The organism is Bradyrhizobium sp. Unk1, assembly GCF_059512345.1.
The window spans coordinates 16,630-36,921 of the sequence record NZ_JCAMOP010000048.1 but is presented as its reverse complement, the minus strand read 5'-3'; the positions used below and the strand labels follow the sequence as shown (position 1 = coordinate 36,921).

At 64.4% G+C, this 20,292-nt stretch carries 16 protein-coding genes; 4 read left to right on the top strand and 12 right to left on the bottom strand.

Going from position 1 to position 20,292, the window contains the following annotated elements; translation table 11 throughout:
- Nucleotides 1-11: 11 nt before the first annotated feature.
- On the top strand, nt 12-470 hold the full coding sequence (locus AC5ZFO_RS39640) for a MaoC family dehydratase (RefSeq protein ID WP_282519144.1): 459 nt from the start codon (nt 12-14) through the stop codon (nt 468-470).
- Nucleotides 471-476: 6 nt separating this feature from the next.
- Here the strand turns inward: AC5ZFO_RS39640 and fabI are convergent, their stop codons facing one another.
- The 4 genes from fabI to AC5ZFO_RS39620 are packed head-to-tail and all read right to left on the bottom strand — an operon-like array spanning nt 477 to nt 5,696.
- A complete protein-coding gene (gene fabI / locus AC5ZFO_RS39635) occupies nt 477-1,265 on the bottom strand; it encodes an enoyl-ACP reductase FabI (RefSeq protein WP_282519143.1) in 789 nt (262 codons plus the stop codon).
- Nucleotides 1,262-2,476 carry an acetate/propionate family kinase gene (locus AC5ZFO_RS39630; protein WP_282519142.1) on the bottom strand — a complete coding sequence of 405 codons (1,215 nt, stop codon included), beginning with the start codon at nt 2,474-2,476 and terminating at the stop codon, nt 1,262-1,264. Before AC5ZFO_RS39630 ends, fabI begins: the two co-directional genes overlap by 4 nt.
- A 5-nt stretch (nt 2,477-2,481) precedes the next feature.
- Nucleotides 2,482-3,444: a phosphate acetyltransferase gene (locus tag AC5ZFO_RS39625; protein WP_282519141.1), complete on the bottom strand. Its 963-nt coding sequence runs from the start codon at nt 3,442-3,444 to the stop codon at nt 2,482-2,484.
- A 29-nt stretch (nt 3,445-3,473) separates the two neighbouring features.
- Entirely contained in the window at nt 3,474-5,696 is a 2,223-nt protein-coding gene (locus AC5ZFO_RS39620; protein WP_282519580.1) for a DUF3141 domain-containing protein, read from the bottom strand.
- Nucleotides 5,697-5,868: 172 nt separating this feature from the next.
- On the opposite strand from AC5ZFO_RS39620, the gene AC5ZFO_RS39615 reads away from it, so the two are divergent.
- A complete protein-coding gene (locus tag AC5ZFO_RS39615; protein WP_282519140.1) occupies nt 5,869-6,390 on the top strand; it encodes a GNAT family N-acetyltransferase in 522 nt (173 codons plus the stop codon).
- A gap of 351 nt (nt 6,391-6,741) precedes the next feature.
- Here AC5ZFO_RS39615 and AC5ZFO_RS39610 read toward each other — a convergent pair whose 3' ends face one another.
- From AC5ZFO_RS39610 to AC5ZFO_RS39600, 3 genes are all read right to left on the bottom strand, one after another.
- Nucleotides 6,742-7,065 (bottom strand): hypothetical protein, encoded by a 324-nt coding sequence (locus tag AC5ZFO_RS39610; protein ID WP_014495230.1) that lies wholly within the window; start codon nt 7,063-7,065, stop codon nt 6,742-6,744.
- 221 nt (nt 7,066-7,286) lie between these two features.
- Entirely contained in the window at nt 7,287-9,137 is a 1,851-nt protein-coding gene (gene ilvD / locus AC5ZFO_RS39605; protein WP_496123537.1) for a dihydroxy-acid dehydratase, read from the bottom strand.
- Between the two features lie 201 nt (nt 9,138-9,338).
- Nucleotides 9,339-10,208: a VOC family protein gene (locus AC5ZFO_RS39600; protein WP_282519138.1), complete on the bottom strand. Its 870-nt coding sequence runs from the start codon at nt 10,206-10,208 to the stop codon at nt 9,339-9,341.
- A gap of 889 nt (nt 10,209-11,097) precedes the next feature.
- Here AC5ZFO_RS39600 and AC5ZFO_RS39595 point away from each other — a divergent pair.
- Together AC5ZFO_RS39595 and AC5ZFO_RS39590 are read left to right on the top strand one after the other, a co-directional pair.
- Nucleotides 11,098-13,344, top strand: coding sequence for a TOMM precursor leader peptide-binding protein (locus AC5ZFO_RS39595; protein ID WP_496123536.1), 2,247 nt, complete (start codon nt 11,098-11,100; stop codon nt 13,342-13,344).
- A 14-nt stretch (nt 13,345-13,358) separates the two neighbouring features.
- Complete coding sequence (locus AC5ZFO_RS39590) at nt 13,359-14,816, top strand: SagB/ThcOx family dehydrogenase (RefSeq protein WP_282519136.1); 1,458 nt, start codon at nt 13,359-13,361, stop codon at nt 14,814-14,816.
- A gap of 46 nt (nt 14,817-14,862) precedes the next feature.
- Here AC5ZFO_RS39590 and AC5ZFO_RS39585 read toward each other — a convergent pair whose 3' ends face one another.
- From AC5ZFO_RS39585 to AC5ZFO_RS39565, 5 genes are read right to left on the bottom strand one after another with little or no spacing between them, the layout of a single operon-like run.
- Complete coding sequence (locus AC5ZFO_RS39585; RefSeq protein WP_282519135.1) at nt 14,863-15,723, bottom strand: ABC transporter permease; 861 nt, start codon at nt 15,721-15,723, stop codon at nt 14,863-14,865.
- A complete protein-coding gene (locus AC5ZFO_RS39580; protein ID WP_496123535.1) occupies nt 15,720-16,649 on the bottom strand; it encodes an ABC transporter permease in 930 nt (309 codons plus the stop codon). The genes AC5ZFO_RS39585 and AC5ZFO_RS39580 overlap by 4 nt, the downstream gene beginning before the upstream one ends.
- A complete protein-coding gene (locus tag AC5ZFO_RS39575; RefSeq protein ID WP_282519133.1) occupies nt 16,649-17,641 on the bottom strand; it encodes an ABC transporter ATP-binding protein in 993 nt (330 codons plus the stop codon). Before AC5ZFO_RS39575 ends, AC5ZFO_RS39580 begins: the two co-directional genes overlap by 1 nt.
- The gene (locus AC5ZFO_RS39570) at nt 17,638-18,624 is read right to left on the bottom strand and encodes an ABC transporter ATP-binding protein (protein WP_282519132.1); all 987 of its coding nucleotides are present in this window, start codon (nt 18,622-18,624) and stop codon (nt 17,638-17,640) included. The genes AC5ZFO_RS39575 and AC5ZFO_RS39570 overlap by 4 nt, the downstream gene beginning before the upstream one ends.
- Nucleotides 18,625-20,262, bottom strand: a complete 1,638-nt coding sequence (locus AC5ZFO_RS39565) for an ABC transporter substrate-binding protein (RefSeq protein ID WP_496123534.1) — start codon at nt 20,260-20,262, stop codon at nt 18,625-18,627. It lies immediately after the preceding gene.
- Nucleotides 20,263-20,292: the final 30 nt, after the last annotated feature.

The window sequence follows — 20,292 nt, the reverse complement described above, 5'->3', positions numbered from 1 at the left end:
AGGTCACGACCATGTGGATATTCAGTGACTTCAACGAGATCAAATCCGCGGTCGGCACCGAGATCGGCGCGAGCGACTGGATCGAAGTGACCCAGGATCGGATCAATAAATTCGCCGAAGCAACCTGTGACGAGCAATGGATCCATGTCGACCAGGACCGCGCCAGGAAGGAAGCGCCCGGCGGCACCACCATCGCTCACGGCCTGCTGTCGCTCTCGCTTGCTCCACTGTTCATTCGATCGGTGATGGGCTTGAAAGGGCTGCGCAACACGCTGAATTATGGCGCGGATCGCATCCGGTATCTGGCGCCGGTGCCGGCGGGCTCAAAGCTCCGCGGTAGGGTCACGGTCGCTGAGACCGAGGACGTGCCGCCAGACGGCTTGCGCGTCAACTATCATCTCGTGATCGAGATCGAGGGCGGCAAGAAGCCCGCTTGCGTCGCCGAGCTGATCGCCCTGCACTATCGCTGAGTGCGCTCAGTCGATGATGTGATACCCGCCATCGATATAGAGAACGCCCCCGGTGATCAGCTTGGCGCCATCGAGCGCCAGGAACGCGGTGGCATTGCCGACGTCGTCGATGCTGACCAGGCTGCGCGCCGGCGCTTTTGACTGCGCCTTGTCCATGAGCTCGTCGAACTCCGGGATACCCGACGCCGCGCGCGTGGCGAGCGGGCCGGGCGAGATCGCGTGCACGCGGATCCCCCTTGGGCCAAGTTCGGCGGCCGCGTAGCGGACGGCCGCTTCAAGCGCCGCTTTCGCCACGCCCATGATATTGTAGTTCTCCACCACCATCTGGCTTCCATAATAGGTCATGGTGAACATCGTGCCGCCGTTCTTCATCAGCGGCTCGGCGAGATGCGCCATGCGCAGGAATGACCAGCAAGAGACGTCCATCGTCTTGAGGAAGCCATCGCGGCCGACGTCTACCACGCGGCCATGGAGCGCCTCCTTCGGCGAGAAGGCGATCGAATGCAGCAGGAAATCGAGCTGTCCCCATTCCTTCGTAATCCGCTCGAACACCGCCTCGGTCTGCCCCTCCGTCATCACGTCCAGCGGCATGAAGATCGGCGCTTCCAGCGCCTGCGCGAGCGGCTCGACGTGTTTCTTGGCGCGATCGTTGAGGTAGGTGACGGCCAGATCGGCCCCAAGCGCACGAAATGCCCTCGCGCACCCCCAGGCGATGGACTGGTCGTTCGCGATGCCGACGACGAGGCCCTTCTTGCCCTTCAGGGCAACCTTTGCATCCGGGAACACGGGGATCATGACACCCTCTCTTGCCTTGGATTAGTCGATTGTCCGTTCATCAACAGCGACAGCGTATGCTGTGCGATCATCAGTTCTTCGTCGGTTGGCACGACGTAGACGGGGATGCGGCTGTCGGAACGCGAGATCAGCCTGGAATTGCGCGCGTTCTCGACGGGATCGAGCGTGCCGCCGAGCCATCCGAGCTGCTCGACCACGCGCGCGCGAATGTTCGCCGAATTCTCGCCGATCCCGGCCGTGAAGACGAAGGCGTCGAGGCCCTGCAAGGCGGCCGCGAGCATGCCGGCGCTGAGACCGATCCGGTAGACGAAATAGTCGACCGCGAGCTTCGCCTTGGGGTCGGCGCTTGCCTCCAACTCGCGCATGTCATTGCTGACGCCGGAGAGCCCCTTCAATCCGCAGTCGCGATAAAGGAAGTTCTGCACATTTGAGGCCGACATCCCTTTCTCGGAGATAAGGTAGATCACGACCCCGGGATCAATCTGCCCTGGACGCGTTCCCATCGGCAGACCATCGAGCGCTGTGAAACCCATGGTGCTCTCGACGCTGCGCCCGTCCTTGAGCGCGCACATCGACGCGCCGCTGCCGAGATGGGCAACGATCACCCGCCGCTTCGCGATATCGGGCGCCAGGCGCGGCAGCGTCCGGGCGATATATTCGTAGGACAGCCCATGAAAGCCATAGCGCCTGACACCCTCGGCATGAAGTTGATGCGGAATAGCATAGTGGTCGGCAACGGCATCATGCGTGCGGTGAAATGCGGTGTCGAAGCAGGCAACCTGTGGCAGCGTCGGGAAGTTCGCCAGCAGCGAACGGATCGGCGCCAGATTGTGGGGCTGGTGCAACGGCGCCAGGGTCACAAATCGTTCGAGACGGGACACGACGCCGTGGTCGATCAGTACCGGCCGCGAATAGTCCGGCCCACCATGCACGACCCGGTGACCGACCGCGATCGGGGTGACGCGAAGTTCGTCCCGCAGCCAGTCGCCGGCAACGGCCATCGCCGCCGGAACATCAGGCACAGCCTCGATCGGATAGGCCCGATCGGCCATCGGATCGCCGCTCGGGCCACTTGCCCGCAGACGCGGTCGGCTGCCGATACCGTCCATCTGTCCCTTGATCTGACGACGAAGCGCACCGTCGCCTTCGATCGCATAGACCTGAAACTTCACACTGGACGAGCCGGCATTGACGACGAGGATCGTATCCATGGCGATCACGCGGCAACCGTCGGCGCCTTCTGGCGCCGGGCATGAGCATAGAGCGCGGCGACCGCACAGGACGCCATCCGCGAACGTGGCGAATCCGCGCGCGAGGTCAGCACGACGGGCACGCGCGCACCGAGCACGATGCCGGCGCCATCGGCCTTGGCGAAATAGGCGAGGTTCTTGGCGAGCATGTTGCCGGACTCGAGGTCCGGAACCATTAGGATCTGGGCGCGGCCGGCGACCTCGGATGTGATGCCCTTGATCCGCGCAGCTTCCAGATCGATGGCATTGTCGAAAGCCAGCGGGCCGTCGAGGATGCCGCCGGTGATCTGGCCGCGATCGGCCATCTTGCATAGGGCCGCGGCTTCGATGGTCGAGGGGATTTTCGAGGTCACGGTCTCGACGGCAGACAGAATCGCCACCCGCGGCTTCTTGCCGAACCCTGCCTGGTTGTAGAGGTCGATCGCGTTCTGAATGATGTCGCGTTTGGCGTCGAGATCGGGGAAGATGTTGATCGCCGCATCCGTCACGAAGATGGTCTCTGCATAGGCAGGCACATCCATCACGAAGACATGGCTGATACGTCGGTCGGTGCGTAAGCCACCGGTCTTGGCCGTGACGGCGCGCATCAATTCGTCGGTGTGCAGACTGCCCTTCATCAACAGCTCGCCTTTGGCGGCATGGATGAGCTCGACGCCCTTGGCCGCAGATTCGTCGCTGTGCGCGGCATCAACGATCTCGAAACCGGACACATCGAGATCGCACCGGGCGGCAGTATCCCTGATCTTCCGCTCGGGCCCGACGAGCACTGGCCGGATAATGCCAGCGCTTGCGCTATCGACGGCGCCGCGCAGCGAGGTCTCGTCGCAAGGATGCACCACGATGGTCGGCGTTGGCGGCGCACCCTTCGCCGCCGCGATTAAGCGGTCGTACTTGCTACCGGGCTGGGTTTGCGTCGTGTCGGCCGACATGATGTCACTCCCGATCCTGCCAATCCGCGTTACGACGCCCGTGCCTTGGGATCGAATGGGGCGACGTTCGATGTCAACTCCCCCTCTCCGTCCAGACCAAAAAGCGCGGCGACGCGCTTCAGGCGATTGGCCCGCTCGCCGGTGATGTCCGCACTCGCCGACAGCACCTCGCACATCGCCGAGAAGGCCGCACGCCGCTGGTTGGTGTCGTCGGGCAACAATTTCGGGATCGCGGCGAGAGCACCTTCGCGATCAAGAAGCAGTATGAAGAACTGCTCACGCACCAGCTTCTTGAATTCCGACAGCGTCATGCGGGCGCCGGTATGGTCACGCCGAACCTGCCGCAACGCCTCGATGCTGCGCTCATCCACCATGCCGCGTGCGGAGCCAACATAGAGCAGCGCGCGGAGGGCCGCTTCGCGGAGCCCGCCCTCACCGATGTGCGATTTAAGCTCGGCGATCCGCGCCGCGAGCATGGCGCGATGCTCCGGCGACATCTCCCGGCGGCGCGAGGGCACCGAATTGGGGTCGACGCCGACCGCGGCCTGGAGCAACGGCGAGCCGTAGAGGTTGAGGAAGACGATCTCGCTCACCGCCTCCTGCGTGTCGCGCCAGCTATCCAGCGCGTGGACGATCTGCTTCGACATCTGTTCCTGAAATGCCAGGAATGGATTGTCCTTTGAAACCGGCTTGCGGTTCGTCTCGACACGATCGGCCGCCGACTTGACCGTGGACATCCAAGGGTTCTGGCTGCTGAACGCCTCGTATTGCAGCCGCAGCGGATGCATGTTGCGGGCCCATTCCGCGAGTTGGGGCGTCACCATGCCCTTCACCCACGGCCGCATGAATTTCCGATAAGCAGCGAGATTGAGCTCCGAGACACGCTTGGCCGCAGCAAAGCGCCGCTCGTCCTCGGGCGAATTTCCGCCCATCGCGCGGATATCATCCAGCGTGCGGGCCTCGCACCGCATCACCCACTGGCCTGCCGCAAGATCCGCATTGAGCGTTTCGTTGCCACGGGCCTCGAACGTGGCCTCGTAGAGTCCTGGCGGCAGCACGTCGATCAGGTCGATGTTGCTGGAGAACTCAGCATGCTCCTTCTTCGCCACACCCCCGGATACGAAGATGCCGAGATGACCGATACTCTCGTGAACGGTATAGACAATGGTCTGGCCATAGGCTCTGATCTCGTCGACGTCGGCGTAGCAGTCGAGGATCCAGTCCAACGCCTGCTGCGGCGGGGTGACATTGTCGCCCTTGGAGCAGAACACCACGATCGGCGAGCGAATGTTGCGCAAGTCGACCTTGCCGCCGTCGGACATCTCGATCTTGCCGGCTGCGAGATTGTTGCCGATGAAGAGCTCGTCGACGATGAACTGGATTTCCTCGGCATTGAGATTGACGTGTCCGCCCCACCAGCGCTCGAAATCGAGATAGCGTTCCGCCTCGCTATCGACCTTGGAGTAGACGTTGTACTGCTTGGTCCAGAGCGTATTCGACGGGTTCTGGTTCTCGAAATTCTGCACCAGCCAGGCGCCGTCGAACTTGCCGGCGCCGAGATCGCTCGTGAGCGCCGTGAGCCAGCTTCCGCCCAGCAGACCGCCGGAATAACGCATTGGGTATTTGCCATGCACGCCTGCCCAGTAGGCCAGCGGCGCACCGGCGATGATCAGCGGCCCGAATAATTCCGGCCGCAGCGACGCCAGGATCATGACGGCCCAACCGGCCTGACAATTGCCGATCACGCAGGGCTTTCCGTCGGCGTCCGGATGACGGCTGATGACTGTCTCGATAAAGATGGCTTCCGCGCGCGCAATGCGTTCGATGGTCTGCCCGGGCATCGGCTCCGGAAGGAAGCCGATGAAGTAGCAGGGATGCCCCGCCTTCATGGCGACGCCGATCTCGCTATCGGCCTTGAAGCCGCCGATGCCGGGTCCATGGCCGGCGCGCGGATCGACCACGACGAACGGACGCCGGCTCATGTCGATCTCAACATCCTTCGGCGGAATGATGCGCACCAGCGCGTAGTTGACGGGCTCGTCCAGCTTCCGGCCGTCCGTGATTAATTCAGCGGCATATTGCAGGACATGCGGAGCGGTCTGGGCGACGTGCTCGCGATACTGGTCGCCGCGCTGGCGCATGATGTCGAGGAACAGGACGCTGCGCTGTCCCGCATCGACCATGTATTCCACGGCCGAGGCGACCAGCCCCGACATCGGGCCATCAGGCAGCTTTAAGTCTTTGATCGCCATGTTCAAGTCTTTGATCGCCATGTTCGACCTCGTCATCGCGCGAGGTCATTCAAAATGGTCGGCGGTGGCTGACGTTGATTTAGGTCAACGGTTAGCAACGGTGTTCGCGTCAATCGGGATCGACCAACTGCCCCGCTGGGGCGCGCCGCAATCGGGCCGCGGGAGAACTTAAGTGCCGGATGCCGCAAATTATAGCCGCCAGGAGAGACTACGCGACGGACGATTGGTCGATATCCGGGCGCTTCGTCCCGAGGACGAGTCCGACATGCTCGCCGCGCTCGAGGAGACAAGCGCTCAATCGCTCCAACGCCGGTTCTTTGTGCCGAAACGCCACTTTTCCGAACGGGAGCGCGCTTTCTTCATGGAACCCGATTTTAGGAACCATGTGGCGCTCGTCGCGTGTACGAAAGACGAAGGCCGCAGCACGATCATCGGCGGTGGCCGCTATATCATGTTCGAGCCTGGACGGGCCGAGACGGCTTTCGTCGTGATCGATGCCTGGCAGGGACGTGGCGTTGGCGGGCTGCTCACGCGCCATCTGATCGCTATCGCCCGTGAGGCCGGATTGACGGAGCTGATCGCCGAAGTACTACCGGAGAACGCAGCGATGCTCCGCGTCTTCAACAAGTTCGGCTTCAAGCCCACAACGATCCGCGAACCCGGTGTAGTTCACATGGCATTGAATCTGACCTAATACGCGGCCGGCACGAGAGCTCCAGCATCGAGAGAAATGGCGGCGGCGCGTCGCGCCACCGTCCGTTGGTACAGGCACCTGCAGGCGCTCGCCCTCAGCCCAGGCCTGAATTTTCCGCCGCACGCGATCTGTCAGGCGAGCGTCAGCCTGTTCCTCTAGCTTCGCAACATGTCGGCTGCCGACACACGCAGCCTTCTCAGCAATCCCGGACACTGGCGACACCTCCCAGGGCGTCGCTGGTTGCGAGGCCCGGTTGGATTCGCCTCCATTTCCGGGCCTCGTTTGCTGCCACAAAAGAAAACGGCGCCCCCAAAGGGAGCGCCGCGCGAGACTCTTTGTAGCTGCGTTGGCTCAGTAGCCGCAGGACGCGCAGCCCATCTGCACTGGCGCGTAATAGGAATACCCGGGCGAAACCATCTCGACGCGCTGGCGCGTGGCGTATTGCGGCGGGATGCGTTCGTACTGGACGCTCGGCGGCGCAACCATCACGGTCTGCGGCACCATCACGGTGCGGTACTGCGCCGGCGTGCGGTGCGCGACGGTCGCGCCGGGAGAAACCATCACGGTCTCGTCGACGGTGCGGTATTGCGGCTGCACGTATTGCTGCTGGTAGCAGGTCTGGCACGGCGGCGGCGCGTAGCAATTGTAGCAGCCGGCGGAGGCCGCGCTCGTCATGGAAATCGCGGCGACGACCGTTGAGAAAACGACAGCGAGAGTACGAGACATTGTGGTGGAGCCCCAGTTGCCCAAAATGGATTTGCGAAGGTCGCGAGCAATATACGCTGCAACATGCCGAGCTGCCGAACTTCGTCGAGCATCCTTAATGCGAACGGCCGGCTTTCGCCGGCCGTTCAGAGCTTGTTGACCATGCGCGCGAGGCGCGGACGGTGCCGCGCTTACTTCGAGCGACGCTTCACCTCACGCACCGCGCCGCGCGCGGCGCTGGTGGTGAGCGCAGCGTAAGCTTGCAACGCGGTCGAGACGTTGCGCTTGCGGCCCGTCGCCTGCCAGGCGGCGTCGCCCTTCGCCTCTTCCGCGGCACGACGCTTGGCGAGCTCCTCGTCGGAGACCTCCAGCGTGATGCTGCGGTTCGGGATGTCGATGGCGATGCGGTCGCCGGTTCGCACGAGCCCGATGTTGCCGCCTTCGGCCGCTTCCGGCGACAAATGGCCGATCGACAGGCCAGACGAGCCGCCGGAGAAGCGGCCGTCAGTGACGAGCGCGCAGGCTTTGCCGAGGCCCATCGATTTCAGATAGCTCGTCGGATACAGCATCTCCTGCATGCCGGGGCCGCCGCGCGGACCTTCGTAGATGATGACCACGATCTCGCCGGCGACGACCTTGCCGCCCAGGATGCCTTCCACTGCGGCGTCCTGGCTCTCGAACACGCGCGCGGGGCCGGAGAACTTCAGGATCGAGGCATCGACGCCGGCGGTCTTCACGATGCAGCCGTCCTGCGCGAGGTTGCCGTAGAGCACGGCGAGACCGCCATCCTTGCTGAAGGCATGCTCGAGGCTGCGGACCACACCCTTCTCGCGATCGCTATCGAGCTCGTCGTAACGGCGCTCCTGGCTGAAGGCGACCTGGGTCGGAATGCCGCCGGGCGAAGCGCGGAAGAACGTGCGGACAGACTCGCTCTTGGAGCGCTTGATGTCCCAGCGCTCCAGCGCGTCGTTCATGGTCGGCGCATGCACGGTCGACACCGAGGTGTCGATCAGGCCGGCGCGATCGAGCTCACCCAGAATGCCCATGATGCCGCCGGCGCGATGCACGTCCTCGACATGGACGTCGGCGACCGACGGCGCGACCTTGCAGAGCACGGGCACGCGGCGCGACAGCCGGTCAATGTCCTGCATGGTGAACTCGACCTGCCCTTCATGGGCCGCCGCCAGCAGATGCAGCACGGTGTTGGTCGAGCCGCCCATGGCGATGTCCAGCGTCATCGCGTTCTCGAACGCCTTGAAGTTGGCGACGTTGCGCGGCAGCACGGAGGCATCGTCCTGCTCGTAATAGCGGCGGACGAGATCGACGATGGTGTGGCCGGCCTCGACGAACAGGCGCTTGCGGTCGGCATGGGTGGCGACCACGGTGCCGTTGCCGGGCAGCGCGAGGCCGAGCGCCTCGGTGAGGCAGTTCATCGAGTTCGCGGTAAACATGCCCGAGCAGGAGCCGCAGGTCGGGCACGCCGAGCGCTCGATCACCTTGACGTCTTCGTCGCTGACCTCGGAGTCGGCCGCGGCCACCATGGCGTCGATGAGGTCGATGGCCTTGGTCTTGCCCTGGAGCTTGACCTTGCCGGCCTCCATCGGTCCGCCCGAGACGAACACGGCGGGGATGTTGAGCCGCAGCGCGGCCATCAGCATCCCGGGCGTGATCTTGTCGCAATTGGAGATGCAGACGAGACCGTCGGCGCAATGGGCGTTGGCCATGTACTCGACGCTGTCGGCGATCAGCTCGCGCGACGGCAGGCTGTAGAGCATGCCGTCATGGCCCATGGCGATGCCGTCATCGACCGCGATGGTGTTGAATTCCTTGGCGACGCCGCCGGCCTGCTCGATCTCGCGGGCGACGAGCTGGCCGAGGTCCTTGAGGTGGACGTGGCCGGGCACGAACTGGGTGAAGGAGTTGACGACCGCGATGATCGGCTTGCCGAAATCGGCATCCTTCATGCCCGTCGCGCGCCAGAGGCCGCGGGCGCCCGCCATGTTGCGGCCGTGGGTGGTGGTGCGGGAGCGATAGGCTGGCATGGCGGTTTCCGTCCTCGGTTGGGTCAGCCGGGCGGAAAAATGGAAGCCGCCTCAGGCCTTTCCGGCCGGATAGCGCACGGGCTGGGCGCGCGCAACGGGAACTTGCCCCGAAACGGCCCGGATCGGCCCCGCGCAGGCCTCCCCTGCTCCCGGCGCGGGTTATTGCAGGGTCGCGCCAGCGCCGGAGGGACGCTGCAGTCGCTAGCGCTTCGGCTTGGGCAGCACAATTCTCCCCTGGGAGGCAATGCCGCCCCACTTGGCGGACCACCCGACTTCCGAGGCCGAGGATGGCTCGATGCCTGCATGACCCCGGGCACCCTGCAGTGCAAACAGGGCGCCTTGGGGATCCACACATCGTGCGATCCAGCAGCCATCAGGCAATTCGATCGGACCCTGGAGGATCCGGCCTCCACCCGCATTCACATGCTTCGTCGCAGCGCCGATGTCGTCGACATTGAAGTAATGCAGCCAACATGGCTGCGCTACGCTCGAGAATTTCGTCAGCATGCCGCCGACCGTTTGCCCCCCCGCCGAAAACAATTGATACCAGTCCGCTGGATCGGTTTGAGCGTCGGCCTTCTGCCAACCAAATAGTTCTCTGTAGAAATCGAAGATCACGGTCCGGTCGGCAGCCAATAGCTCATGCCAGCCTACGCGCCCCGGCTCGTCCAGCCGGCCCGGTTTCCATCGGCCATATGTCGGTTTCTCGATCAGCCCGAACGTCGCTTTCTGCGGATCGGCAGCGACTGCTATTCGGCCAATATTGGTGTCGGTCGGCGGCACAAAGATCGTGCCTTCGAGACGCCTGATCTGCGCGGCAGTCCCGTCCAGGTCGTCGACAGCGACGTAACCCATCCATCTCGGCGTTGCGCCTGATCTCCGCCCCTCTTCCGGGATATCCATAAGGCCGCCCAGCGGGGTGCCGCGGCTACGAAGCACCGTGTAAGGCAGTTCCGGAGTCGATTCATCCTTCACGCCCCAGCCGACGACCTTGCGATAGAATGCGCCCGCCGCCGCGACGTCCGTGGTCAGCAATTCGTACCAAGCGAAACGTCCGAGTTGATCCGCCATGCCGATCTCTCCGTTCAAACCTGGATGCGATTGCGGCACTGCACCAAGTCGCACTCGCTGCGCGCAAGGTCGGTGGATTGCCGATGCCCTGTGTCAACGGGGTGTGCCGATTCCGTTCATGAAGATGACTACATCCTGAACGTGCGCCATCATGTTTTTTGTGCGCGTCATTCTTGCTTGCCCAATTTCCCGGGCGTAGAATTACCGCGGCTGGGATACTTCTTGCAATGCTCGGAGGTTTGACCATGCGGCAGGCGAAGCAATCTTCTAAAAGGAAGAAGCGAGTTACCAAAGTCGCCGTACCGGCATTCGGAGCCGCAGGGTTGACGTTCTCGCTGGCGGGCGGCGCAGCGGCATCGGCCGTTCCGACACCCGACGTACAACACATGCCGAACTTTGTACCGGGTGACGCAATCACGCTCGGTGAAGAGGAAATGGCCGACGTCAGCCTCGCCACGTTCCATCTCTTCGACAAGGAAGATGCGGCTGGCCGTGTGCAGGTGGCCTGGCGCGGATGCGGCGGTTGCCGCGGATGCGGAGGCTGTCGGGGATGCCGAGGCTGCCGGTGTGGCGTCGGTTGCCGATGTGCGGGTTGTGCCGTTGGTGTTGTGGGATGCGCCGTATCATGCGCGGGTTGCTGCGCATCGTGGGGCCGCTGCCGCTGGTGCTAGCGTTCCGAATGGCGTGTCCACGAGCCGATATATCATTGGCCGGCTCTGAGAAGGGGGCCGGCCAAATGCTTGGTTTCGCTACGACGCGTGCATCGATGGCTTGCCGGCGACGGGCGAGTTTGTTCCAACTCTCTGGGAAAATACCAGCGTGCGGGCACGACGATCCGTCTTGCGCCGGCGATCTGACGTGACGGCAACAGGATCAGCGTGCTGACTCAATGAATGCCAATCGCAAGACCCGCGTTGCGCGGCAGACCCGCAAAAACCTCCTCCGATTCGCACCGAACTTCACCGCCTACGTACTGCCTCCCGATGCGGTTTGCCTCTATTCCGAGGATCGCAAGTTCTTCCTGCACGGCGAACTCTACTGCGCCCTCGCCACCGCGATCGGGCAACACGGCAAGGCCAGGCCGGAAATCATTCGCCAGCTTTCGAAGCGCTTCCCGGCCGACAAGATCGAGGAAGCAATCAAGCGGCTGCTTGATCGCCGATATGTCGTTGCGCGGACCCCGCCAGCATTCGACGAGGCCGTCGGCGGCTTTTGGGCAAGCCTCGGCTTGTCTCCAGAGGTCGCGGAACAAAATCTTCGCAATTGCCCCGTTCAGGTCGAGTCGATTGACGTCAAAGGCGCCAAGGAGCTGACCGCGGCCTTGAGTAAGCTCGGCGTTCAAATCGCCAAGCGCTCGCCGAAGCTCACGATCACGCTGGTGAACGATTATCTTGACCGGCGGCTCGCCGAACTGAACCAGGAACGCGTGGCCGGCCAGACGCCCTGGCTGCTGGTGCAGCCCTCCGGCGCCTTTCCGCTGGTCGGGCCCGTGTTCAAGCCGGGCGAGAGCGCCTGCTGGACCTGCCTGTTCGATCGCATGATCCGCAACCGGGAGATCAAGGGATTTCTTGACCGGGGACCGGCGCGCGCGGTCGCCGTATCGCCGCTCGTCAACGATCCCGTCGGAGAGACCGCAATCCATTTCACAGCCGTCGAGATCGCCAAGGCGATCGCCTCGGGCTTTCGCACCGATCTGCGCGATCACATCGCAAGCTTCGACCTGGCCGGCGCCGTCATCGCCAAGCACTACGTCGCGCGACGCCCGCAATGCCCAACCTGCGGCAGCAAGAAGCTGCACAATCCGCGCCGATCTCCGGCCCTGGTCGAGATCGCCGAAGGCAAGAAGCTCGTCATGACCAGCGGTGGATATCGCACTGTGACGTCGCGGTCGACGGTGTCGCGCTTCCGCAAGCATGTGAGCCCGCTGACCGGCGTGGTCTCCCGGCTTGAGCGGATCGACGTTGATCTGCCGATGAACACCAATTACTTCGCCCAGCACAATTTCTCCGCGCCGGCCCACAGCATCGACCAGCTCAGGTCCGGATTGAGTGGGGGCAGCTTTGGCAAGGGCTCGACGGCTGAACAGGGCGAGGCAAGCGCGCTGATGGAGTCGATCGAACGCTATTCGGGCATTTTCCAAGGCGATGAGATCAGGACGACGCGCCGCTTTGTCGATTTCGCGCCTGGCGACGCGCTTCTTCCCAACGACGTCCAGCTCTTCAGCGAAACGCAGTTCAAGAACAGGTTTCTGCAGCAGCCGGACGATCCCCATCCGGTGCCCGAGCCGTTCGATCCCTCGACGAGGACCGAGTGGTCGCCGGTCTCGTCGTTGCGCGACAAACGCTTCAAATATCTGCCGACCGGCCTCCTGTACTTCTTCTATGGCGGGTTTCATACGGATTCCAACGGCTGCGCGGCCGGCAACACACGCGACGAAGCCATCGTTCAGGGCTTCCTCGAACTGATCGAGCGCGATGCCTACGCGATCTGGTGGTATAACCGGCTGCAGCGCGCCGAGGTCGATCTCGGGCAATTCGACGATTTCTATGTCCGGGATCTCCAGGCTCAATTTGCGGAAGCCGGTCGCAAGCTATGGGTGCTCGACATCACCACGGACCTCGGCATTCCGACTTACGTGGCGATCATGCACTGGATGCAGAATGGACACGAGAATATCGAGTTCGGTTCCGGCGCGCATTTCGACCGCCATATAGCGCTGCTGCGATCCCTCACCGAACTGACCCAATTTATGTCCGTCGGCATGATGGGCGGCGCAAGCGGCGAGAAGCCGACCCTCGACGGTGTCACGCCGCTGCGCCTGGAAGACTACCCGTTCCTGGCACCGAGCGACCACCCGATCGTGCCTCCAGCGCCGAGCCTCAAGCTTCACGACAATACGCGTGACCAGGTCATTGCCTGCGTCGAGATCGCCGCCCGTGCAGGCTACGATTTCCTCGTCCTCGACCAGACACGCCCCGACGTCGAGGTTCCGGTCGTCAGAGTGCTCGTTCCCGGCCTGCGTCATTTCTATCGCCGTTTCGCACCGGGTCGCCTTTACGATGTGCCGGTGAAGCTCGGATTGTTGGACCGGCCGCGACCGGAAAGCGATCTGACTTCATTCCTTCCACACACCTGAAGGGCTGCTCTTTCGTGCGCGCTCCCCGGAAAAAGCCGACCAGGAAGATCGCGCCAGACATTGCCGCCCGGCTGGGCCATCATTTCTCCCTCCAGATCCAGCCGGACGGAAACATCGCCGCCATTCTGGGCGACTATTCCGTCAACCTCGGACAATTCAGCGCGGCCGCGATGGACTGCGCGCGACATCTGAGCACCGGCCTTCCGCTCGCGTCGTTTGCAGGCAAGAGCGCCCTCGCGAGAGACGTCGACGCCCTGGTGCATCGCTTGGCCCGGCAGGGGCTTCTGGAATACCGCCTCTCCTCTTCGCGTAATACGCAGGACTTCGTGGTCATCGAGCCGCAAGTCCCAGAATACTGGCCGCGGCGCGCGAAGCTGGGCAGTCGTGACACCATTGTGCTATCGCGCTTTGCCTTTCTGCGCCGACGCGGCAACGAGTTGGTGCTGGAATCGCCACGCGCCGGCGCGTTGTTCCGGATTGGCGATCCCGCCATCGCCGCCACCCTCGCTGCGCTGTCGCAGCCTCGGACGATCGGCAAGCTCGACCAGAAGACAGCTTCCTCCACCCTCCATCTGCTCGAACTGTTGCTGGACAGCCAGATCCTGCTCAAGCTCGATGCGAAAGACGGACAAGGCCTGCGGGTGAACGAGGGCGACGGCAACCTCGTACTCTGGGATTTCCACGATCTGGTGTTTCACACGCGGAGCACGGAGGGCCGGCAAGCCAATCCGGTCGGCGCCGCCTTCACCTATGCCGGCGTCGTTCCGCCGTCGCCGGCGGTGCGTCCGCCCTGGGCCGGCAGCAAGATCGACCTGCGCAAATTCTCCTCCCCGGAGCCGAACTCCGGCTTCCCGAAGCTGTTGCGCGAGCGCCATTCAACACGGGATTTCGACGACAAGAATCCGGTCACGCTCGGCGAACTCGCGCAGTTTCTCGACACCAGCGCGCGCGTGTTGTCCGAATGGAAGAGCGAGCCGTATTTCGAAGGCGGTCCCGACGTCACCTACAGCACAAGGCCTTATCCGTCGGCGGGCAGCGCGTACGAGCTGGAATTGTACCTTACCGTCGCGAACTGCGACGGGCTTGCGCGCGGGCTCTACCACTACGATGCAGGGAGCCACGCGCTCGTCGCGATCAACGCCTCCCCCCAGCAACTCCAGGCGCATTTGGCGGCTGCCCAGTTCGCCATGGACGCGCCGGGGCAGCCGCAAATCCTCATCACGATCGCGGCGCGTTTTGGGCGGGTCTCCTGGAAATACAGCTCAATCGCATATTCGCTGATCCTGAAGGATGTCGGCAGCCTGATTCAGACGCTTTACCTGTCGGCGACCGATATGGGCCTCGGCGGCTGCGCCATTGGCAGCACCAACATCGATCTGTTCGCGAAAATGACGGAGTTGGAATTCCATATCGAGGGCCCGGTCGGTCAATTCGCGCTCGGGCGCGGCAGGACGCCGGAGGTCCAAGGCTAGAAGCGGGCGTCCGACCGCAAATCGGCGCACGCGTCGGGCCGTCGCCCTATTGCAGGGTCGGATCGAGCCGGTCGCGCAGCCAGTCGCCGATCACGGAGACGGCCAGTGTGGTGATCACGATGGTGGTCGCCGGCGCCAGCATGATCCAGGGCGCCCGGGTCAGGTACTCGCGGCCATAGCCGACCATGTTGCCGAGGCTGGTCATCGGCGGCTGTACGCCCAGCCCAAGGAAGGACAGGCCGGATTCCATCAGGATCACCTCAGGGAAGACCAACGTGGTCGAGACGATCAGGGTCGAGGCGATGTTGGGCAGAATATGCCGAAGGTAAATTCGCGACGGCGTCGCACCGAGCTGGCGGACGGCCGCGGCATAGCCTTGCGCATTGGCGGAGATGGCGAGGCCGCGGGCGATACGGGCGTAGCGCTCCCAGCCGAACAGACCCATCAGGCCGATCAGCAGCGGCAGCGAATTGCCGAAGAAGGCGAGCACCGCGAGCGCCATGATCAGGAACGGCATGCTGGCCTGGAAGTCGGTCAGCATCAGCACGAACTGCTCGACGGCTCCGCGAAAGTGCGCGGCGAGAAAGCCGAGCGTTGTGCCGACGATCGCCGAGATCGCGGTCGCGCCGAAGGCGATCAACAGCGAGATACGGATCGAGACGAGGAGCCGCGACAGCACGTCGCGGCCGAGCTCGTCGGTGCCGAGCCAGTGCGCGACATTGCCGGGCGCAGCCAGCCGGTTGCGCAGGTCGAGCTGGGTGAAGCCGTAGGGCGCGATTTTCTCGGCAAACGCCGCGATCACCAGCATGGCGACGATCCAGCTGATCGCGAGCGCGACCGAGACCGGGATCGCGGGAAGGCTGATGCGGCGGCGGACAGCCGTGTCCTTCAACGTCGCATCGGTCATGCGTGCGCTCCCTTGGCGCGGAGGCGCGGATCGAGGAAGCCGTAGAGGAAGTCGACGATCAGATTGGACGTGACCATGGTCAGCGCGACCAGCAAGAGAATGCATTGCACGACAGCGAGGTCGCGATTGGCGACGGCGACGACCAGCAGGCACCCTACTCCGGGCCAGGCAAATACGCTCTCGACCACGACCGCGCCCGCGATCAGCGTGCCCACCATGAAGCCGAGAATGGTGACGGTCGGGATCGCCGCGTTCGGCAGCGCATGCGACGTCACCACCTTGCGCCACGGCACGCCCTTGGCCGAGGCGGTGCGGATATAGGGCTGGCCCAGCACCTCCAGCATGGCGCTGCGGGTGAAGCGCGCCAGCACGGCGGCACCGCCGAGGCTGAGTGTCACGATTGGCAGGATGGCGTGACGCCAGCTGTCCTGCCCGCCCGACGGCAGCCAGCCGAGCTGCACGGCGAACACGAGCACGAGCAGCAGCGCAAGGACGAAACTCGGCACAGTGAAGCCCGCGACCGCCGTCATCATCACGGCGCGATCGATTCCCGAACCGCGGTGCAGCGCCGCGTAGATGCCGGCGGGAATGCCGAGGGCCACCTTGAAGAAGAAGGCCGGCAGCGTCAGTGCCAGCGTTGCCGGAATCCGCTCCAGCACGAGCTCGATTGCCGGTCGCCCGTCGCGCATGGAGCGGCCGAGCTCGCCCTTGGCGATGGCGCCGAAATAGTCGAGGTACTGGAACCAGATGGGATCATCGAGCCCCCAGGCCTTGCGGAACGCAGCTAGCACTTCCGGCGGCGCCTCCGGTCCCAGGATCATCAGCGCGGGATCGCCGGAGAGCCGCAGCACCACGAAGGCGAAGGTGACCACGAGCACGATCGTCAGCGCCGCGCGTCCGATCCGAATGGCAAGATAGCGTCCCATCAGGCCGCGTCCCGCGTCTCGGCCTGCGGCCCCGTCACGAGATGGCAGGCGACTTGCCTGTTGCCGCCGACGGCCGACAGCGCCGGCACCTCGCTCGCGCAGCGCGCGATAGCGCGCGGGCAGCGCGGATGGAAGGCACAGCCTTGCGGCCGCGCCGCCGGGTTCGGCGGATCTCCCGCCAGCACGATGCGGCCAGCGCTGCCGCGGCCCGGTGCCGGCGAGGCCGAGACCAGCGCCTGCGTATAGGGGTGTTCGGGACGCGCGAAGAGATCGTCGGCGCTGCCGATCTCGACGATGCGGCCGAGATACATCACGGCGACGACATTGCTGATCTGCCTGACGACGCGCAGATCGTGGCTGATGAACAGCAGCGTCAGCCCAAGCTGGGCCTGAAGATCGCAGAGCAGATTCACCACCTGCGCCTGGATCGAGACGTCGAGCGCGCTGACCGGCTCGTCGCAGACGAGGAAATCGGGCTTTGTCACCAGTGCCCGCGCCAGCACGATACGTTGACGCTGGCCGCCGGAGAGCGCGCCCGGATAGCGCGCGCCATGTGCCGGTGTCAGCTCGACGGCGCGCAGCAATTCGCGGACGCGTTCATCGCGTTCAGTCGGCGTGCCGAGACCGTGAATGTCCAGCGGCTCGCGGATTTGGGTCGCGACCGGCAACCGCCGGTCCAGCGCCCCCAGCGGATCCTGGAAGATCATCTGCATGCGCGCCCGCTGCGCGCGCCACGCCTTCGTCCCCGGCACGGCCATCGGCTTGCCGTCGAACCGCACCTCGCCACGATCCGGCGGCTCGAGACCGAGCACGATGCGACCGGTGGTCGACTTGCCCGAGCCGGACTCGCCGACGAGGCCGAGCGTCTCGCCCTTGCGGATCGCAAGTGACAAGCCGTCGACCGCGTGAACCGCCGTGCTGCGACCGAACATCCCGGATCGCATCGCGTAGCTGCGCGAGATCGAGGACACCTCGACGAGCGGCGCGCTCATTCGGCGGCGATCCCGAGCAACGCGCGGCGCGAAGCTTCAGCGCGGATGCAGGCAACCATGCGATCGTTTGCGATCGGCGCCAGGCTCGGCACGGCAAGTCCGCATGGCTCGGCCGCCACCGCGCAGCGCGGCGCGAAGGCACAGCCGCTTGGCATGTGCGCGGGATCGGGAACGGTCCCCGGAATGGCCGTGAGACGCCGACGCGGTCCGTCGAGCGGCGGCAGTGCGCCGATCAGGCCTTGCGCGTAGGGATGCACCGGATCGGCAAAGAGCTGGTTGGCGAGCGCCTGCTCGACGATGCGGCCGGCATACATCACGGCAACGCGGTCGCAGTTTTCCGCGACGACGCCAAGATCATGGCTGATCAGCACCATCGCCATGTTCATCTCGCGGCGGATGGTCGAGAGCAGCTCCAAAATCTGCGCCTGGATGGTGGCGTCGAGCGCCGTGGTCGGCTCGTCCGCGACGAGGAGATCGGGATTTCCGGCCAGCGCCATCGCGATCATGATGCGCTGGACCTGGCCGCCCGAGAATTCGTGCGGATAGGCTTCGAGCCGCCGCGCCGCATCGGGAATGCCGACGAGATCGAGCAGCCGCCGCGCTTCGGCCTTCACCGCCTCGCCTGAGAGATCGCGATGCAGTGCCAAAGTCTCGCAGAGCTGCTTGCGAATGGTCAGCACCGGATTGAGCGCGCTTGCGGGGTCCTGAAAAATCATGGCGACCCGTCCGCCCCGCACCCGGTCGAGCTCACCCGCGGGCGCGCCGAGGATTTCGCGTCCGTCGAGCCGCACGGAGCCGGAGACTCTTGCATGCCGCGGCAAGAGGCCGAGCGCCGCAAGCCACGTCACCGACTTGCCGGAGCCGGACTCGCCGACGAGGCCGAGGGCCTCGCCCTTCTGCAAAGCGAGATCGACGCCGCGCAGGACCGCTACACCGTTGAAGGCGACGCTGAGGCTCTGGATGCTGACCAGCGGCGTCGCCATTTACGCCTCGAAATTGCCGGCGCGGAAATCCATCGCGAATGCCGGCGACGCCTTCCACTTGATCGACTTCGGCTTCGCGGTGAAGGTCGCGTTCTGGTGCAGCACCGTATAGGCGGGATCCTCGCGCTCGGCGATTTCGAGCATGCGGTGGAACGCCTTCTTGCGGGCGGCCCGGTCGGTCGAGGTCTCCAGGAACTCCGAAAGCTTGTTCAGTTCGGCGTTGGTCCATTCGCCGATCTGCTGCTGCTGACCGTTCGGCCCGTGCTGGGCGACCAGCGACGAGACGGGATCGTTGAAGGCCGCCGAGTTCGACCAGTCGCGTACCGCGCGCGTCGGCGCGCGTTCCATGATCTGCGACCAGTTCTCCTTGGTCTCGATCTGGACGTTGAGGCCGACCGATTTCCACATCTCGACTAGCACCTGCGCGGTCGCGACCTGGTTGGTGTAGTAGTTGTTGAGCAGGCGATAGGGAATCGGGTCGCCCTTGTAGTTGGCCTGCTTCAACAGATCCTGCGCGAGCTTGGGATCATAGGCCGGCACGCTCCAGTCGGCGTTGAACATATCGCCATAGAATTCCCACTGCAGGCCCTTCGGCACGCGGGTACGGCCCGCCCACAGGCTGTCGACGATCGCCTGGCGGTCGATCGCGTGGGTGAAGGCGCGCCGCACCAGCGGATTGGCGAGCACGGCGTTGTTCTTGTCGAACACGGTCAGGCGATGATTGAGGATGGTGCCGCCCTGCACTTCGAACGCTGAGTTCTTCTCGATGCCGGCAATCTGGTCCGGCGGGATGTCGCAGGCGAACTGGTATTCGCCCGACAGCAGCCCGTTGATACGGCTCGCGACCTCGGGCACTTCGAGGAAACGGATACGCTTGAGCGGCGGCCGGCCGCCCCAATATTCGTCGTGGGCTTCCAGCGTCAGCGACACGTCGGGCTTGAGCTCGACGACCTTGTACGGGCCGGTCGTAACAGGCTTGCGCGCCCAGTCGAGATAGCTCGCGGACTGCTCCCAGGCGCGGCGGTTCATGATGTCGGAGCCGTAGCGCGACAGCCGGCCCTCGATCGTGACGTCGGGCGTCGCGTTGTAGAAGCGCACCGTGTACTTGTCGACGGCATCGACGCGCACGAGGTCCGGCCAGATGCGACGGGCGACGGCGGGCACATCCGGCGGCAGCTCCTTGCCCGGCCGCGGAGTCGGGATCTTCTCGAAGGCCTGGATGGTGGAGCGGCTCTTGGCCTCGGTCTCGCCGAACATGCGCTCGCGGCTGAAGGTGAAGACGACGTCTTCAGCCGTCAGCTCGTCGCCATTGTGGAACTTCACGCCCTGGCGCAGCTTCACCTCGACGGTCTGGTCGTCGATGCGGCGCCACTCGGTGGCAAGACCCGGCACGGCCTCCAGGCTGCCGCGCCAATTCTTGGAGATCAGGCCCTCCCAGATCGAGGAGAAGAACACGCGCTCGCCGACGTTCGATTGCTCGCGCAGCACGTCGAGCACGTTCGAATTCGTCACCTTCTGCACGGCGATCGTCACCGACGGGCGGTTGTCGGCCTGCCCGATCGCGAAGCGCGGCAGGAGAAGCGTGCCCGCGGCAGCGCCGCCGGACTTCAGGATGGTGCGACGGGTGAGTTTGCTCATGACGAAAAGCCCTGCCCTTTGTGATGCCGG

Coding starts and splice junctions, on each gene's coding strand:
- AC5ZFO_RS39640 (WP_282519144.1), top strand. CDS start 12: ATGTGGATATTCAGTGACTTCAACGAGATCAAATCCGCGGTCGGCACC.
- fabI (WP_282519143.1), bottom strand. CDS start 1,265: ATGATCCCCGTGTTCCCGGATGCAAAGGTTGCCCTGAAGGGCAAGAAG.
- AC5ZFO_RS39630 (WP_282519142.1), bottom strand. CDS start 2,476: ATGGATACGATCCTCGTCGTCAATGCCGGCTCGTCCAGTGTGAAGTTT.
- AC5ZFO_RS39625 (WP_282519141.1), bottom strand. CDS start 3,444: ATGTCGGCCGACACGACGCAAACCCAGCCCGGTAGCAAGTACGACCGC.
- AC5ZFO_RS39620 (WP_282519580.1), bottom strand. CDS start 5,696: ATGGCGATCAAAGACTTAAAGCTGCCTGATGGCCCGATGTCGGGGCTG.
- AC5ZFO_RS39610 (WP_014495230.1), bottom strand. CDS start 7,065: ATGACGAGCGCGGCCTCCGCCGGCTGCTACAATTGCTACGCGCCGCCG.
- ilvD (WP_496123537.1), bottom strand. CDS start 9,137: ATGCCAGCCTATCGCTCCCGCACCACCACCCACGGCCGCAACATGGCG.
- AC5ZFO_RS39600 (WP_282519138.1), bottom strand. CDS start 10,208: ATGGCGGATCAACTCGGACGTTTCGCTTGGTACGAATTGCTGACCACG.
- AC5ZFO_RS39595 (WP_496123536.1), top strand. CDS start 11,098: ATGAATGCCAATCGCAAGACCCGCGTTGCGCGGCAGACCCGCAAAAAC.
- AC5ZFO_RS39585 (WP_282519135.1), bottom strand. CDS start 15,723: ATGACCGATGCGACGTTGAAGGACACGGCTGTCCGCCGCCGCATCAGC.
- AC5ZFO_RS39580 (WP_496123535.1), bottom strand. CDS start 16,649: ATGGGACGCTATCTTGCCATTCGGATCGGACGCGCGGCGCTGACGATC.
- AC5ZFO_RS39575 (WP_282519133.1), bottom strand. CDS start 17,641: ATGAGCGCGCCGCTCGTCGAGGTGTCCTCGATCTCGCGCAGCTACGCG.
- AC5ZFO_RS39570 (WP_282519132.1), bottom strand. CDS start 18,624: ATGGCGACGCCGCTGGTCAGCATCCAGAGCCTCAGCGTCGCCTTCAAC.
- AC5ZFO_RS39565 (WP_496123534.1), bottom strand. CDS start 20,262: ATGAGCAAACTCACCCGTCGCACCATCCTGAAGTCCGGCGGCGCTGCC.